Origin of the sequence: Gracilibacillus phocaeensis (assembly GCF_900626275.1) — a bacterium.
GTDB classification, from domain to species: Bacteria; Bacillota; Bacilli; order Bacillales; family Amphibacillaceae; genus Gracilibacillus; species Gracilibacillus timonensis.
The window spans coordinates 701,808-715,564 of record NZ_LR131145.1 but is presented as its reverse complement, the minus strand read 5'-3'; the positions used below and the strand labels follow the sequence as shown (position 1 = coordinate 715,564).

Below are 13,757 nucleotides of genomic sequence, written 5' to 3'. Positions count from 1 at the left end.
TAGATGAGAACTCGTTCATGGGTGCCGTATGCATTTTTATTGCCAAACATGATTATTTTTGGTGTGTTTGTGGGACTGCCGGCGATTTTTGGTGTATATTACGCCTTTACAGAGTGGAATGGAATTTCTGATCCGATATTTGTAGGACTAGATAATTTTATCAAGATATTCTCAGATGAAGGTTTTTGGGATATGCTGACAAGGACGTTTATCTATGTCATCGTCGTTGTACCTTGTACGGTGATTAGCGCCTTGGGGCTAGCTTGGTTGTTAACGAGAAAATTAAGGTTTGCCAACATGTTTCGCACTATCTTTTATTTACCGGTAATGATTTCGTTTATTGTCGCGGGTTTAATGTGGAATTGGATTCTGCAAAAAGATACAGGGCTGCTTAACTATATACTGACTTCCCTATCACTGGATGCAGTGGATTGGCTGCTTGATCCAATTATGGCCAATATATCGGTGATTATGGTAACGATCTGGGCCAGAGTTGGCTTTTTTATGGTGATCTTTATCGCCGGATTACAGGGTATTTCACCATCATTATATGAGGCTGCTGATATAGATGGGGCAACAGGGTGGACGAAATTTACAAAAATTACCCTTCCGATGTTAAAGCCGATTACTCTATTGGTAGTTATTCTAAGTTTTATTGAGTTTTTCAAGACATTCGCCTTAGTCGTTTCGTTAACAGGCGGTGGACCTATTGATGCAACGAAATATTATGTTCAATATACCTATGAAACAGGTTTTGATCAAGGTAACTTAGGAATGGGAAGTGCCCTTTCTCTTGTCTTATTCATCATCATGGCGATTATCACCTTTGTTCAATGGAAAGTAAGCGATGGGGGGCGTGTGTAATATGGAGACAGCAAAAAAATATCAATGGGTGTACTATGTAATTCTGATTTTATTGTCCGTGATCATGTTGTTTCCAATCTTATGGGTAGTCAGTTCTTCTTTGAAGACAGGTTCTGAATTATTTGCCTGGCCGCCGACGATTTTTCCTGCGGAGGTGACGTTTGAAAATTATTTTAGTGCATTTCGTGAAGCCAATTTTGGTCGGTATTTCTTTAATACTGTGTTTGTTACGGTCATTGCCACATTGATCACCCTGCTAATCAATACGATGGCAGGTTATGCACTGGCGAAGTTCAAGTTCCGTGGCAGTACGATTATTTTAATTCTATTCTTATCGACGTTAATGATTCCACTAGAGGCATTAATGATTCCTATGTTTCTGGTATTGAAGACATTAGGTTTATATAATTCCATTTGGGGCATTATTATTCCGCCAGCTGCTACACCAACAGGGGTGTTTTTAATCAGGCAGTATATTTTGTCTCTACCAGATGAAATGATTGAAGCGGCAAAAATAGATGGAGCAAATGAATGGCAGATTTTCACACGAATTATTATACCTTTGGCCAAGCCAGTTATAGCCACATTGACGATTTTCTCTGTGATGTGGCGGTGGCAGGATTATATCTGGCCATTGATTGCTATTTCAGATACCAGGCTGTATACCTTGGAACTAGCGTTAGCCAATTTTGTCGGAGAATATTCGGTTGACTGGGGACCACTTTTGGCGATGGCGGTAGTTACGATGGTACCAATGATTATCATATTCCTATTTTTCCAACGATTCTTTGTACAAGGAATTATGGTCGCAGGGCTAAAGGATTAAGAAAGGGTGAATAAGGGTGCAAAAACTCCATTACACAATTCAACAGGGAGAAGCCGTTAATAGATGGCTGACTTTAGGCGTATTTCAGACACCCAAAATATTTGAGGAATTTGTCCAAGAGGGCGGGATCAATGATTGGCTGTTGGAAGGCTTCGCTATCCATGAGTACCCTGGCAGAAAACAATTTTTAAAAGAAAGAAAACCAGCTAGTCCGTTGATCCTGTTTCCACAGGACGAAGTATATGCGGGTTTATCTCAACTGGAGCAATCATGGCAACTGCACACTCCCTTTGGCAATCCATTAGTAGAAAAGGAAGGATTTTGGGATACCCCTACGCACATAGAAGCCAGGGCCTATGCAGAATGGTATGCAGAAAAGGAAAAGGATTATTCTTTCCAAGTGTATACGTGTGGCGGGATCCAGATATGGGTGAATGGTGAGCTATCGACTAGTTTTGCACCGTTTACTAGAAATGAACTTTCTTCCACGACCATGACGTGCCGACTTCAGAAAGGGCGGAACAGAGTGGAGATCTATTATGATGATTTGGCAGAGAGAGATACAAAATTTTCTTTTCGTTTGGACTATCAAGACAAAACACCGCTTCAAGTGGTACTGCCTATAGGGGAACATCATGCAGATGAAATGAAACACATCGAAGCGTTACTGACGCAGGCTTATTTCCCAAGAGATACTTTTACAAGTGAAGATATCTATCTGCAATGGGATTCGGAAGCAGAGACGTCTTTTACTATGTCTATAGCAATGCAAGTAGAAAGATGTCAGCAGCAATATCGAAGTTATTTGATTAACCAAGGAGATACGGAGGTCAGGCTTGGTAAAGTAGAAGACTTCCAGATGGGATATACAGCCATTGAAGTAAGGGCAGTCAAGGGAGCTATTGCAATTAGCAAGCCGTTTGGTATAGAAATATTCCCTATTCATCTTTCCCCATCTCCGGCTGATTCGGTGCAGGAGCGGAAAAAGCAAGCCTTGGCATTCACATCCAAGTATGGTGAACCTAATATTCACAAACTCGCTGCTATGCTAAGTCAAACGCCAGAGGAACAGCAGCAGGATCTATTGGAATCGATCATGCAATTAGAAATGGACCTCATTAATAATAGAGGAGATTGCAGTGATTTTAGCTTGGTGATGTTCTTAAAGATGTTATACCATTATCCAGATCACCCAATGATGACGGAAGAACGGAAGGCAAACATAAAACAAATGGTACTTAACTTTCGATACTGGATGGATGAACCTGGGAATGATGTGATGTGGTTTTATAGTGAAAATCATGCCCTGATGTTTCACACCTGCGAGCTATTGGCGGGACAGTTATGGGGAAATGAGTGGTTCGTTAATGCTGGTATTCAAGGGGAGGAACATTATAACAGAGCGGAAGAACGTTTGAATAAGTGGTTTGATCGTTTTTTCAGTGAAGGGTTATTAGAATGGAATTCTGCACCGTATATGCCGATTAATGTCATCGGTTTGATCACGTTGTATGATTTGGCTGCAGCTAGTCATATACGAGTAAAGGCCAAAACGGCTTTGGATAGAATCTTTAGATGGCTGGCATTGAATAGCTATCATGGTTTTCTTACCTGTTCACAAGGAAGGGTATATGAAAAAGAGCTTAAAGGCAATTACAATACCCAAACCACCAATCTATCATGGATTGCCTGGGGACAAGGAGTGTTGAATTACGCAACATTTGGCTCGGTATCTCTATCTTTATCCTCTTACAGACCACCTGAAACTTTTGCTGCATATATGAGACTGCCGGCTGGTCAGTCCCTCTTGTACAGGAATAGCCAAGGACAGGATGGTTATGTGAATTTATATACGTATAAAGAGGCGACTGGTATGCTGTCTTCAGCTCTCCAGTTTAAAGAGGGAGAGGCAGGATATCAAGAGCATGTAATACAAGCAAGCATGGGGCCGGAGGCGAATGTATGGATCAATCATCCCGGCGAAATAAGTGTACAAGGTAACGGCAGGCCGAGCTATTGGGCAGGTAACGGGGTGCTGCCCAAAGTAGCACAGCATGAATCCTTGGCGATTGTTCTTTTTAACATCGACCATCATGAGGTGGATTTCACCCATGCTTATGTCCCGACATTTGCTTTTGATGAAGTGGTGCAAGAGAATAGCTGGTTTTTCTTGAGAAAAGAGAATCATTTTCTGGCTGTATATGCTAATAACGGCTTCACGTTAACGAAGGAAGGTATTAATAGACAACGAGAGCTTATTTCCCCAGGGCGTAAGAATGTCTGGATTTTAAGAATGGGATCCGCGGCAACATTTGCAAGCTTTGCAGAATTTCAGACATATATACAGTCGGCAAGGGTACAGGTCAATCAACATAACTTGGAAATAAGCTATCAAGAAGATCATATCGGGAATTGCCGCTTTGGCTGGTCCGACCCGTTAACGATTCAATGTATCCAGTCCGACCAAGAATTAATGACAATAGATGGAGAAATAACGATAAAAAATAGAGGAGAATGCATGTGATATCCAAACAAACACTGCTGAATGTAGTGGCAGATTATGAGGCATTATCCAGTCTTGCTGCAGCTGAAGTGATTCGTCAAGTGAAACAAAAACCAAATGCTTGTTTTTGTCTGGCAGCTGGTGACACGCCAAAAGGAATGATGCGTTATTTGGTGGAGGCACAAAGGAGAAACGAAGCCGATTTTAGTCAGTCCCATTTTGTCCTGTTAGATGAATGGGTGGGGCTGGATAAGCAGGATGAAGGAAGTTGTCAACATTTTTTATATACCAATTTGTTTGAACCATTACAGATCGCTGAAAGTCAGATTCATGGGTTTGATGCAAAAGCGGATGATGTAGAGGAGGAATGCCGTCAAATTAATACAACGATTAAAGAACTGGGAGGGATTGATCTGACGGTTTTGGGCATTGGTGTTAATGGACATATTGGTTTTAATGAACCAGGAGTAGATTTCACCAAAGAGGCCCATGTAGTGCACTTAGAGGAAACCACCACGTCGGTTGGCGCTAAGTACTTTGCAGATCAACAGCAAGCGCCTGAACAGGGATTGACTTTGGGAGTGTCTCAGATCATGGAGGCAGACAAGGCGGTCATTATTGCATCAGGAGCGAATAAACGCCCCGCTGTCTACGCTTTGCTTTATGAACAAGTTTCTTCTCAATGTCCAGCTAGCATCTTGCGTACGCATCACCATTTTCAGCTATTATGTACAGAAGATAGCTATCCTAACTATGAAGCAATGTAGTCAACCTTTCGCATTCAGCATTTATCCCGAGGTGAATTTCTGGATTTGAAGAGAAGCATCCGGGATAAATGTGGATGGCGGGGATATTACGATATATTATTTGTTTTCTCCTCAACTATTTCCTTCCTTTATTTTTCACCTATTATATAACATAATGTTAATCAACACTGCTTCTTTGACAATACCACAAACTACTGTTTTCCGTTATAATAGGAAGCATGAAACAATATAACGGTTTAGCATGGTAGTTGTCCAAATGAGTATGTACAAAAAGGAGCTGAATCAAATGGCATATGAACTAAAAACAAAAGAAACCGACAACAGTGTGATTGAATTTATTGAAAAAGTAGAGAGCGAGCGCAAACGTGAGGATGCCTATCGTTTATTAGATATTTTTACAGAGACAACCGGAAAGGAAGCAAAAATGTGGGGGACTAGTATTATCGGATTTGGTCGTTATCATTATAAATATGATACTGGTCATGAAGGAGACGCTCCACTTGTTGGCTTTTCGCCTCGTAAGGCAAAGTTCAGCCTTTATATTGCAACTGGAGATGACAGTCGCGCGCCATTACTGGAGAAGTTCGGTAAGCATAAGGCGGGTAAAGGCTGTGTTTATGTGAATAAGCTGGCTGATATAGATGAAGATGTATTGCGGGAATTAATCATGCAATCCGTTCAGTTTCTGCAAGCTCACTATCCCGACGAATAAGGAGGTATACAGCATGTTTGAAATCAGAGCCTATACCGGAACGAAGGCGGATTATGACTTTTTAACCGATATGTTATACGAATCGATCTACATCTCGGAGAATAAGCCTGCAAAACATGTACTGCTTCAATCAGAGCATCTGCGCAAATATCATCAAGATTGGGGAAGGCAGGGGGATACGGCATTTATTGCGTACCAGCAAGAGGATAAGGCCATCGGTGCCGCATGGTATCGTTTGTTTGATGAGCGGAATCCGGGCTATGGCTTTGTTCGTCATGATATTCCAGAGCTAGGCATTGCGATTACTTCTGGTGCAAGAGGGAGAGGACTGGGACGAGAGCTGATGAACAAATTGTTGCAGGTGGCTAAGACATCCCCTTATCCGGGTTTGTCGTTAAGTGTAGATCCTGAGAATACCAGTGCGGTAAAGCTTTATCAATCATTAGGTTTTGTCAAAGTGGGGGAAGAAGGAACGTCGATTACGATGCTTATTTTGTTTGCGGAGTGAAAAGGAACATGAAGCTGCTACACGATTTATTCCCTGTGCAGCAAGCTTTATGTATTGTTTATCACAGCGTTAAGAGTCCGTAAGTTTTCCTGCAATAAAAAGAGCTAACCTAACCCATGACAGGAATGGAAAACAACGGTCTCTAAACCTCCTGATAAGTCTCACTATCGTTCAGGGGTAATAATGCTGCCCACTGAACGAATTCTCGCTTTATCACTGTCTGCAGTATCATATTATTGGTTTAGTTGCTTTTCTTTAATAATATAATTAATAAAATCAATGATTAGTCTAGCCGAGATTTGCGATGTCACATGTGTTGGGTCATATAGCGGATTGACTTCTACTAAGTCAAAACCAATCACATTCCCTTTTTTTGCAATAGCTTCTAATATATCGCTGACTTCTTCATAAAATAAACCGCCAGGAGAAGGAGAGCCTGCACCTGGAGCGATGGAGGCATCTAAACCATCAATATCAATCGTTACATAATATTTTTCACCTTCAGGCATATGTTCTAGCGCTTGAGCAATCCCTTGTTTTCTTAACTGTCTAGGTGAGATGATCTTACTTCCGTAGTTTCTTGCATCATCAAAATCTTCCTTTTGACTGCTGCCAACACCTCTAATACCAATCTGAGCCATTTTATGGATATGATTCATTTCAGACATCCTGCGCATCGGGTTGCTTAAGGTAAAGCGCTGCCCTGAGGCTTCTTTTAACCAGTCCAAATGAGCATCAATTTGTACCACATTCACTTTTTCATGACTTTCTAAAGCGAAAGCAACAGGATTGGTGACGGAATGATCTCCACCTAACACAATGGGAATGGCTCCTTTTGCAATAATCTTTCTGACTGCTTCTTCTGTATTTTCATGGCTTTGTTCCACATCACCATTAATGATCGATACATCTCCACAATCAAAGATCTTCACATCTTTCTCATCATAGATAATATCTTTTTCGTGGTCATAGCTTGCTCCAAATGCATAAAGGGAAGATTGCTCGCGAATGGATCGTGGTCCCATCCGAGCTCCTGAACGCCAAGCAGTGGTCATATCGTTTGGTACACCAATAATGGCAAAATCAGCATCTAGGTCGTCTAGATTTGTACAAATAGGATATTTCTTAAAAGAAGTAATCCCTGTAAAAGGCATATCTAATTTCTCTCTGATATAATTTTCTTTTTTTTCATATTTACTCATGATTAAATTCCCTCTTTTCCTAATGAACCTTTGTTAATAAATTGGCGATAAAGCATGCAAGCCATTAAAATTAAGCCAATGTATCCTACAATGGGATAGACAAGATCAATAATTGTAGCAAATGGTAAGGCTCCACCGAAGAATCCAATGATAGTTAAGGCAATGGTAATGATTTTATAAATAGTAGGATTCCCTCCTGAAAATTGAAGTGATACGGTCCAAAGCATTCCCACAGCAGTTGTATAAATAGCAATTAAAAGAATAATAGAGAAACACAAGGCTAATATAGAACTGATTTGATCGGCTAGAAAAAGCGTAGGAATCCCTTTGTCTTGTACATCGTCAATATGGGAAAGAATGCCTGTATAAATAGCAAAAACACCTAACAGCATAATAAAACCGCCTACTATTCCAGCAAATATAACGGTGCGTCTATTTGTTTCATTTTTCCCTAGGTTAGCAAGAAAAGGTACAGCAATTAAAAGAACAAATGATGAATAGATAAACCCTGATTGCCACCAACTGTTGGTAGCCTGCAGTAGTTGTAGTTCGCTAATTAGTTCATTAGAATGGCGAATGCCTTCACTATCGAAGTTCCCAATCCCAACAATGACAGCAAATAGTATAATAATAGGGCCGGCAATACCTAATATCTTTATAATAGTGTTTAATCGAGCTAAGGCAGTGATTAAAACTGCAGCAGCCATAATGATTCGTCCTAGGATGTCTCCTGTACCAAAATGTTCGCTGACTGTGGCGCCAGCTCCTGAAATCATGACAACAAAAACGACTAACATAAATAATTGGGCAAACCAATAAAAAAAGAACCCTAGATATTTTCCGCAAAAATAGTTAAAAACATCTTTGGCATCCGTTGCTTGCAAACGTGAGCCTACATCCATCGTATAAGCACCAAACCACATATGCAAAATAGCTGCTATCACAATAGCTCCGGTCCCAATATAACCAAATGGAACAAAGAATTGCATAATCTCTTGCCCTGTTGCAGTTCCAGCACCTAGTATAAAAGATACAAACGCACCTGCCAAAATAATGATCTTGGATAAATGGCTCATGATGGTTCCCTCCTTTTTAAAATGACGAAGAAGCGCTGCGATGTACAGTATGCACTAACCTCATTCCTTCATTTTTTATTTTGTGAATTTTCAAATAATTGAAGATTGGTTATAATGTTAGTACAAATAAATTGCAATGTATATACGAAAACGAAGCAGTTTGTGGCTTTTTCTTGGCAATCTGCAGTTATTTAAGCGAAATAGTTAACATTATGAAAATATAACCTGGAGTGAGTGACATGGATCAATTGGATATTGAAATAATTAAGTTGTTACAGCAGGATGGTCGAATGTCAATCAGTGAATTATCAAAACATTTGGCATTGAGCAGACCGAGTGTGACGGAACGATTGAAAAGGTTGCAAGAAAATGGTGTAATTGGACGATTCTCTGCGATCGTTTCTCCTCTTTCAGTAGGGAAAAAGTTATTGATTATGATCGAATTAAGTGAATTGTCTATTTCTCACAATGAGTTTGAAAAGGTAATCCAGAAGGAGAAAAGTATTATCGAATGTTACCGAGCCACTGGACATGTCCACTACTATATGAAAGCAGCATTAAAGGAAATGGATGAGTTAACACAATTGATTGAGAAATTAATTCCATATGGCAATACAAAAACATCGATTTTATGGGATAAACCGGTTGTCAACCGTATCATTTTACCTGATTAGATTTGTGGTTTTGACACAATGACTAGTCAGCAGTATTTTTTTCAATTCATCTTATTGCTCTGCTTTGGATATTCCAATCAGTTGGATGATATATTCTGATAGCAGTTCCCCCCTTTTTTCTAGTATAATAAACAACAAGTACATAAGCTGATGAGGGGGAAGGGATATGACACGCATTTGTATTGTCAGACATGGAGAAACCGATTGGAATAAGACAGGTCAAATACAAGGAAAAACGGATATTGAACTCAATCAAACCGGTATACAGCAAGCCCGGGAATGCAGGGATTATTTAAGTCAATACGATTGGGATGTCATGGTCACTAGTCCGTTGTCCCGCGCGGCCCGCACGGCAGAGATAATGAATGAGAGGCTGGATATTCCATTGATAAAAATGGAAGAATTTGTAGAAAGAGATTTTGGTATGGCGGAAGGTTTATCCAAAGAGGAGCGCATGTCCCGATATCCCGATAAAATTTATCCAGATCAGGAAACAAGGGAAAGTGTTGTACATAGGGTTTCTCATGGGTTGGAGCGGATTTTAACTGATTATCCCCAACAGCGTGTCCTTTTGGTGGCCCATGGAGCGGTGATTAATGTCATTCTGTCGCTCTTCTCTAATCATGAATTAGGAACGGGAAAAACAAGATTAGTCAATGCCGGTTTGTCGGAGCTGGAACATATCGATGGCAAATGGCAGATTAATTATGCCAATGAATCGAGTCACCTATCCCAATTTAGTGAGAAAGGGAAGATGTAGATGGCTGTTTATCTGGTGCGTCATGGTCGAGATGAGGAAGGGTATCGCGGTGGATGGAGTCAGAAAGGATTGATAGAAGAGGGCAGACAGCAGGCTAAGCAATTGGCTGCTTATTTGGTACAGCATCAAGATCAATTTTCTATTGTGAAGATTATCTCCAGTGATTTGAACAGGGCCTCGCAAACTGCGTCTTACATAAGTGAGGCGCTTGATCTACCAATGATAACATCCACGGATTGGCGGGAAACGAATAACGGTGTATTAGCAGGGATGCCTAATGAAGAAGCAAACAGGCGATATCCTGGTCTATACTTCAATCGCTTGAAGATGGAAGAAAGATATCCGGGCGGAGAAAGCCCTCAGGAATTTTTTACAAGGATTAAAAAAGCATTTCAAAAGATCTGTCAAACGCCGTTAGCGAAGAGCAATCAGGAGAATGTGCTGATTGTCACCCATGGCGGGGTGATTAATATCATTTATCATTTGTTAAAGGGAAAAGAATGGAGTAATCACCAAGCTGTTTTCCCGGTTGGTTATACAAGCTTGCATGGTATGACCTATCAGAACGGGAACTGGGCATTGACGCAGGAGAATGGGATGGAGTATTGGACAAAAGAGTAGTAGAACGAAAAGCGCAGGAGCGCCCTCTTAAAAACGTAGAGACTTGCGCGTTGCAGCTGAGATAAAGGAAACACGGCGACGTGAGGAGTCGATGTTGACTTTCACCCGCAGGGCATAAGTGCGACTTTAGCTCTGTCTGCGCCTGTTGGCTTGCCAGTCGCTAAGTCTTCTTTATCGTAGGGCGTGTCGTGAAATCTCTAAAGTTTGGCGCTTGGAGCTGGACACGGCTGTTCCTGAATAAGAATTTATTCATGCAAAATGATATACGCTTATCTTACAAAAAAAGGATTCCACCCCACACAAGCAGGAATCCTTTTTTAAATTATGCAAAATGAAGCTGTGGTTCCTCTCGCAAGTCTTTTAATAAGGTATAATCCGGTGCGGTACGTTCACCGTCATTGTCGAAAAAGAAGACATCCTCTTTTTTGAAAGAAAGCTTTATCTTATTATCCACAGCCTCCCATTGACTTGGCGTTTTAACATGGAGTTTACCGTATGCCGTCTTGACACGGTAGATCGTTTCCCCGCCAAGTTGTTCGGTCGAAAGAAGTTCACCTTCAAGCCGGTAATCACCTGCTGCTGTATCAAAAGGTGTGATAAGCTGCATTTTTTCAGGTCGTATCCCGATCGAATAATCGCCTTGCTCGATAATATTAACGGCCGGAGAACCAATGAATTGGGCCACAAACAGGTTCTCGGGATTTGTATAAATCTCCTTAGGTGTACCTTGCTGCATGACCTTTCCTTGATTCAGGATAATGATATGGGTTCCCATCGACATCGCCTCGACCTGATCGTGGGTGACATACAAAAACGTGGTTTGGAGTTGCTGCTGCAGTTCGATTAATTCCTGGCGCATATGATTTCGTAATTTGGCGTCCAGATTGGATAATGGTTCATCCATAAAGAAAGCACCAGGTCGTTTGACAATGGCACGAGCCAAGGCCACGCGTTGACGCTGCCCGCCTGACAGTTTATTCGGTCTTTTTTGGGCATGATCGGTTAATTCGACCATTTCCAGTACATCCGCTACCATTCGTTTCCGTTCATCTTTTGGAATTTTCTTGATTTTTAGACCATACTCGATATTTTGATAGACGGTCATATGCGGGTATAAGGCATAATTCTGGAACACCATCGCGACATCGCGATCTTTTGGTTCGTTATAGGTAATCTCTTTTGTGTCCATATAGATATGACCTGCACTTTCCTCCTCTAAACCTGCTAGAATCCTTAGTAAGGTTGATTTACCACAACCAGAAGGACCAAGCAATATGGTGAAAGATCCATCTTGAATCTCTAGGTTAATATCCTTTAAGACATCCGCTTTACCGAACGATTTTTTGACATGTTGTAAGGTGATTTGTGCCATTTGATACTCCTCCTTTATTTAATTCCATAACGTACAAAGGATTCGATAATGTGTTTTCGCAGTAGTAAATAAATAATCAAGATAGGCAGACAAGATATTGTTGTTGCCGCCATCAGCGATCCCCACATGTTCACATCCGAATTCACAAAGGAACGCAAGCCGATTTGAATCGGGGCATTCTCCATTTCTGTCGTAATCAACATGGGCCAAAGGTATTCATTCCAGCCATTGATAAATAATAGAATACCAAGCGAAGCAATCGTTGACTTCAAATTGGGTAAGATGATCTTGACGAGGATAAAGAAATCCTTTTCGCCGTCTAGTCTGGCTGAATCGATCAAAGCCTTAGGGAAGGAACGAAAGCCTTGATAGAGCGATAAAATCGCAAAGGTAGAAACAGATAAGGGAACGACAATCCCCAAGATCGTCTCATTTAACCCGATTTGATTGACTAATACATAGTTAGGGATCATGATCACTTGCATCGGAATTAGCCAAGATAGGCTGATAATCGTATAAATAAAAAGACTTCCCCTCACTTGCCAGCGCACCAGAGCATAGCTTGTGAGAATGCTCGTAATCAGTTGAATAGCCGTTAATAGGATTGCCATCACAAATGAGTTGAGCATCATGCGTAAAATCGGCATTTCTTGAAAGGCATAGACATAATTAGAAAATGTTGCGTTCCATGGTATAAAACTGGAACTAAAAATATCAGCTTCATTTTTTAACGATGAGATCACCATCCAATATAAAGGGAATATAGCGATCAGGCTTAGTAAAATCAATAGTGTATGCTGTATAATGGTGCTTGCGGAAAGTTTTCGTTGTCTCATAGCTGCACTCCCTCCCTAATTATCATAAAAGGCATATTTTTTGGTGATCGTATTTAACACAAAGGCAATGATGCCAAAGACAATAAAGAACAACATGGCGGCGGCTGCACTTAATCCGACATCCATATTCGAGAAGCCGTATTTATACATTTCATAATAAATATTCGTCGATGTACCAAACGGACCACCCTGGGTTAGGATATCGATATAGGCAAACGTCCATTGACTAGAGAATAACAAGCTCATCATTAAGACAAGGAAAATCATTGGTGACAACAAAGGAAGTGTTAAATCACGAAACTGCTGAAAACGGTTGGCTCCTTCCAAGGAAATTGCCTCATAATAATCTTTGCTAATCCCGGTTAAGGCGGCCGAGAACAAAATCGTTCCAAACCCGATCATTTTCCAGCCGGTAATCAAAAGAATCAGCCATTTGGCAAAGACAGGGTCTGAGAAAAAAGCAATCGGTGCATCGATCAAGCTAAATCGCAGTAACAGATCATTCACCAATCCATTGGTAGGGTGAAACAACCAGCGCCAAATGGCCCCCACCGATACTGGCGCCAAAATCAGTGGTATAAAGAACATGGCGCGATAGACATTTTTCATTTTCCCTTCCATTTTGTGAGTGGCTACAGCCAGAAATAAGGGAATCACAATCGAGAATGGAAGCAGGCCCACGGTATAGAAGATCGTATTAATAATGGAAATACCAAAGTCTTTACTGGCCAATAAACGTACAAAGTTATCCAGGCCTGCGGGAGAAGGTGACGTTCCCGGCACCATTCCCCAGTTCTGAAAGGCAAGTATGAACGTGGATAACATCGGATAATACATCCAAATCCATAATAAAACGAGAGCTGGAGCCAGGTACATATATGGTTTTGTAAGTAAGCGCCACTTTCTGGCACGCTTTGACTTTGCTGATACAGGCTCCAGTGTGGAAATATCAATCGAATGGCTCTGGTTAGACATATACCTCATCCTTTACTCCAAATGGTATGGTTGCTTTCACGCTCAAAAGCAATCATACCAA

14 protein-coding genes are annotated in these 13,757 nt (G+C 41.0%); 9 read left to right on the top strand and 5 right to left on the bottom strand.

Going from position 1 to position 13,757, the window contains the following annotated elements; all coding sequences use genetic code 11:
* The first annotated feature begins 3 nt into the window (after positions 1–3).
* The 6 genes from E0E32_RS19475 to E0E32_RS19450 all read left to right on the top strand — a co-directional run bounded on the left by E0E32_RS19475 (position 4) and on the right by E0E32_RS19450 (position 6,180).
* Positions 4–864: a carbohydrate ABC transporter permease gene (locus E0E32_RS19475; RefSeq protein ID WP_130860567.1), complete on the top strand. Its 861-nt coding sequence runs from the start codon at positions 4–6 to the stop codon at positions 862–864.
* Between the two features lies 1 nt (position 865).
* Entirely contained in the window at positions 866–1,690 is an 825-nt protein-coding gene (locus tag E0E32_RS19470) for a carbohydrate ABC transporter permease (RefSeq protein WP_066190270.1), read from the top strand.
* A 16-nt stretch (positions 1,691–1,706) separates the two neighbouring features.
* A complete protein-coding gene (locus E0E32_RS19465) occupies positions 1,707–4,214 on the top strand; it encodes a hypothetical protein (RefSeq protein WP_130860566.1) in 2,508 nt (835 codons plus the stop codon).
* Entirely contained in the window at positions 4,211–4,960 is a 750-nt protein-coding gene (locus E0E32_RS19460; protein ID WP_161485682.1) for a glucosamine-6-phosphate deaminase, read from the top strand. The genes E0E32_RS19465 and E0E32_RS19460 overlap by 4 nt, the downstream gene beginning before the upstream one ends.
* 286 nt (positions 4,961–5,246) lie before the next feature.
* A complete protein-coding gene (locus E0E32_RS19455; protein ID WP_130860565.1) occupies positions 5,247–5,672 on the top strand; it encodes a DUF1801 domain-containing protein in 426 nt (141 codons plus the stop codon).
* Positions 5,673–5,685: 13 nt separating this feature from the next.
* Positions 5,686–6,180, top strand: coding sequence for a GNAT family N-acetyltransferase (locus E0E32_RS19450; protein WP_078060018.1), 495 nt, complete (start codon positions 5,686–5,688; stop codon positions 6,178–6,180).
* 233 nt (positions 6,181–6,413) lie between these two features.
* Here E0E32_RS19450 and speB read toward each other — a convergent pair whose 3' ends face one another.
* Both speB and E0E32_RS19440 read right to left on the bottom strand, forming a co-directional pair.
* Complete coding sequence (gene speB, locus E0E32_RS19445) at positions 6,414–7,382, bottom strand: agmatinase (protein WP_066190280.1); 969 nt, start codon at positions 7,380–7,382, stop codon at positions 6,414–6,416.
* A 2-nt stretch (positions 7,383–7,384) separates the two neighbouring features.
* Positions 7,385–8,458: a YkvI family membrane protein gene (locus E0E32_RS19440; RefSeq protein WP_130860564.1), complete on the bottom strand. Its 1,074-nt coding sequence runs from the start codon at positions 8,456–8,458 to the stop codon at positions 7,385–7,387.
* Positions 8,459–8,697: 239 nt separating this feature from the next.
* On the opposite strand from E0E32_RS19440, the gene E0E32_RS19435 reads away from it, so the two are divergent.
* The 3 genes from E0E32_RS19435 to E0E32_RS19425 all read left to right on the top strand — a co-directional run bounded on the left by E0E32_RS19435 (position 8,698) and on the right by E0E32_RS19425 (position 10,513).
* Entirely contained in the window at positions 8,698–9,132 is a 435-nt protein-coding gene (locus tag E0E32_RS19435) for an Lrp/AsnC family transcriptional regulator (RefSeq protein WP_066190287.1), read from the top strand.
* Between the two features lie 166 nt (positions 9,133–9,298).
* Positions 9,299–9,892 carry a histidine phosphatase family protein gene (locus E0E32_RS19430; RefSeq protein WP_066190290.1) on the top strand — a complete coding sequence of 198 codons (594 nt, stop codon included), beginning with the start codon at positions 9,299–9,301 and terminating at the stop codon, positions 9,890–9,892.
* A complete protein-coding gene (locus tag E0E32_RS19425; RefSeq protein WP_130860563.1) occupies positions 9,893–10,513 on the top strand; it encodes a histidine phosphatase family protein in 621 nt (206 codons plus the stop codon).
* A 322-nt stretch (positions 10,514–10,835) separates the two neighbouring features.
* On the opposite strand, the gene E0E32_RS19420 is transcribed toward E0E32_RS19425, so the two are convergent.
* The 3 genes from E0E32_RS19420 to E0E32_RS19410 are packed head-to-tail and all read right to left on the bottom strand — an operon-like array spanning position 10,836 to position 13,696.
* The gene (locus tag E0E32_RS19420) at positions 10,836–11,885 is read right to left on the bottom strand and encodes an ABC transporter ATP-binding protein (protein WP_130860562.1); all 1,050 of its coding nucleotides are present in this window, start codon (positions 11,883–11,885) and stop codon (positions 10,836–10,838) included.
* Positions 11,886–11,899: 14 nt separating this feature from the next.
* Positions 11,900–12,721 (bottom strand): carbohydrate ABC transporter permease, encoded by an 822-nt coding sequence (locus tag E0E32_RS19415; protein ID WP_066190299.1) that lies wholly within the window; start codon positions 12,719–12,721, stop codon positions 11,900–11,902.
* 15 nt (positions 12,722–12,736) lie between these two features.
* A complete protein-coding gene (locus E0E32_RS19410) occupies positions 12,737–13,696 on the bottom strand; it encodes a carbohydrate ABC transporter permease (protein WP_066190302.1) in 960 nt (319 codons plus the stop codon).
* Positions 13,697–13,757: the final 61 nt, after the last annotated feature.

Coding starts and splice junctions, on each gene's coding strand:
- E0E32_RS19430 (WP_066190290.1), top strand. CDS start 9,299: ATGACACGCATTTGTATTGTCAGACATGGAGAAACCGATTGGAATAAG.
- E0E32_RS19440 (WP_130860564.1), bottom strand. CDS start 8,458: ATGAGCCATTTATCCAAGATCATTATTTTGGCAGGTGCGTTTGTATCT.
- speB (WP_066190280.1), bottom strand. CDS start 7,382: ATGAGTAAATATGAAAAAAAAGAAAATTATATCAGAGAGAAATTAGAT.
- E0E32_RS19425 (WP_130860563.1), top strand. CDS start 9,893: ATGGCTGTTTATCTGGTGCGTCATGGTCGAGATGAGGAAGGGTATCGC.
- E0E32_RS19410 (WP_066190302.1), bottom strand. CDS start 13,696: ATGTCTAACCAGAGCCATTCGATTGATATTTCCACACTGGAGCCTGTA.
- E0E32_RS19435 (WP_066190287.1), top strand. CDS start 8,698: ATGGATCAATTGGATATTGAAATAATTAAGTTGTTACAGCAGGATGGT.
- E0E32_RS19420 (WP_130860562.1), bottom strand. CDS start 11,885: ATGGCACAAATCACCTTACAACATGTCAAAAAATCGTTCGGTAAAGCG.
- E0E32_RS19475 (WP_130860567.1), top strand. CDS start 4: ATGAGAACTCGTTCATGGGTGCCGTATGCATTTTTATTGCCAAACATG.
- E0E32_RS19470 (WP_066190270.1), top strand. CDS start 866: ATGGAGACAGCAAAAAAATATCAATGGGTGTACTATGTAATTCTGATT.
- E0E32_RS19450 (WP_078060018.1), top strand. CDS start 5,686: ATGTTTGAAATCAGAGCCTATACCGGAACGAAGGCGGATTATGACTTT.
- E0E32_RS19455 (WP_130860565.1), top strand. CDS start 5,247: ATGGCATATGAACTAAAAACAAAAGAAACCGACAACAGTGTGATTGAA.
- E0E32_RS19415 (WP_066190299.1), bottom strand. CDS start 12,721: ATGAGACAACGAAAACTTTCCGCAAGCACCATTATACAGCATACACTA.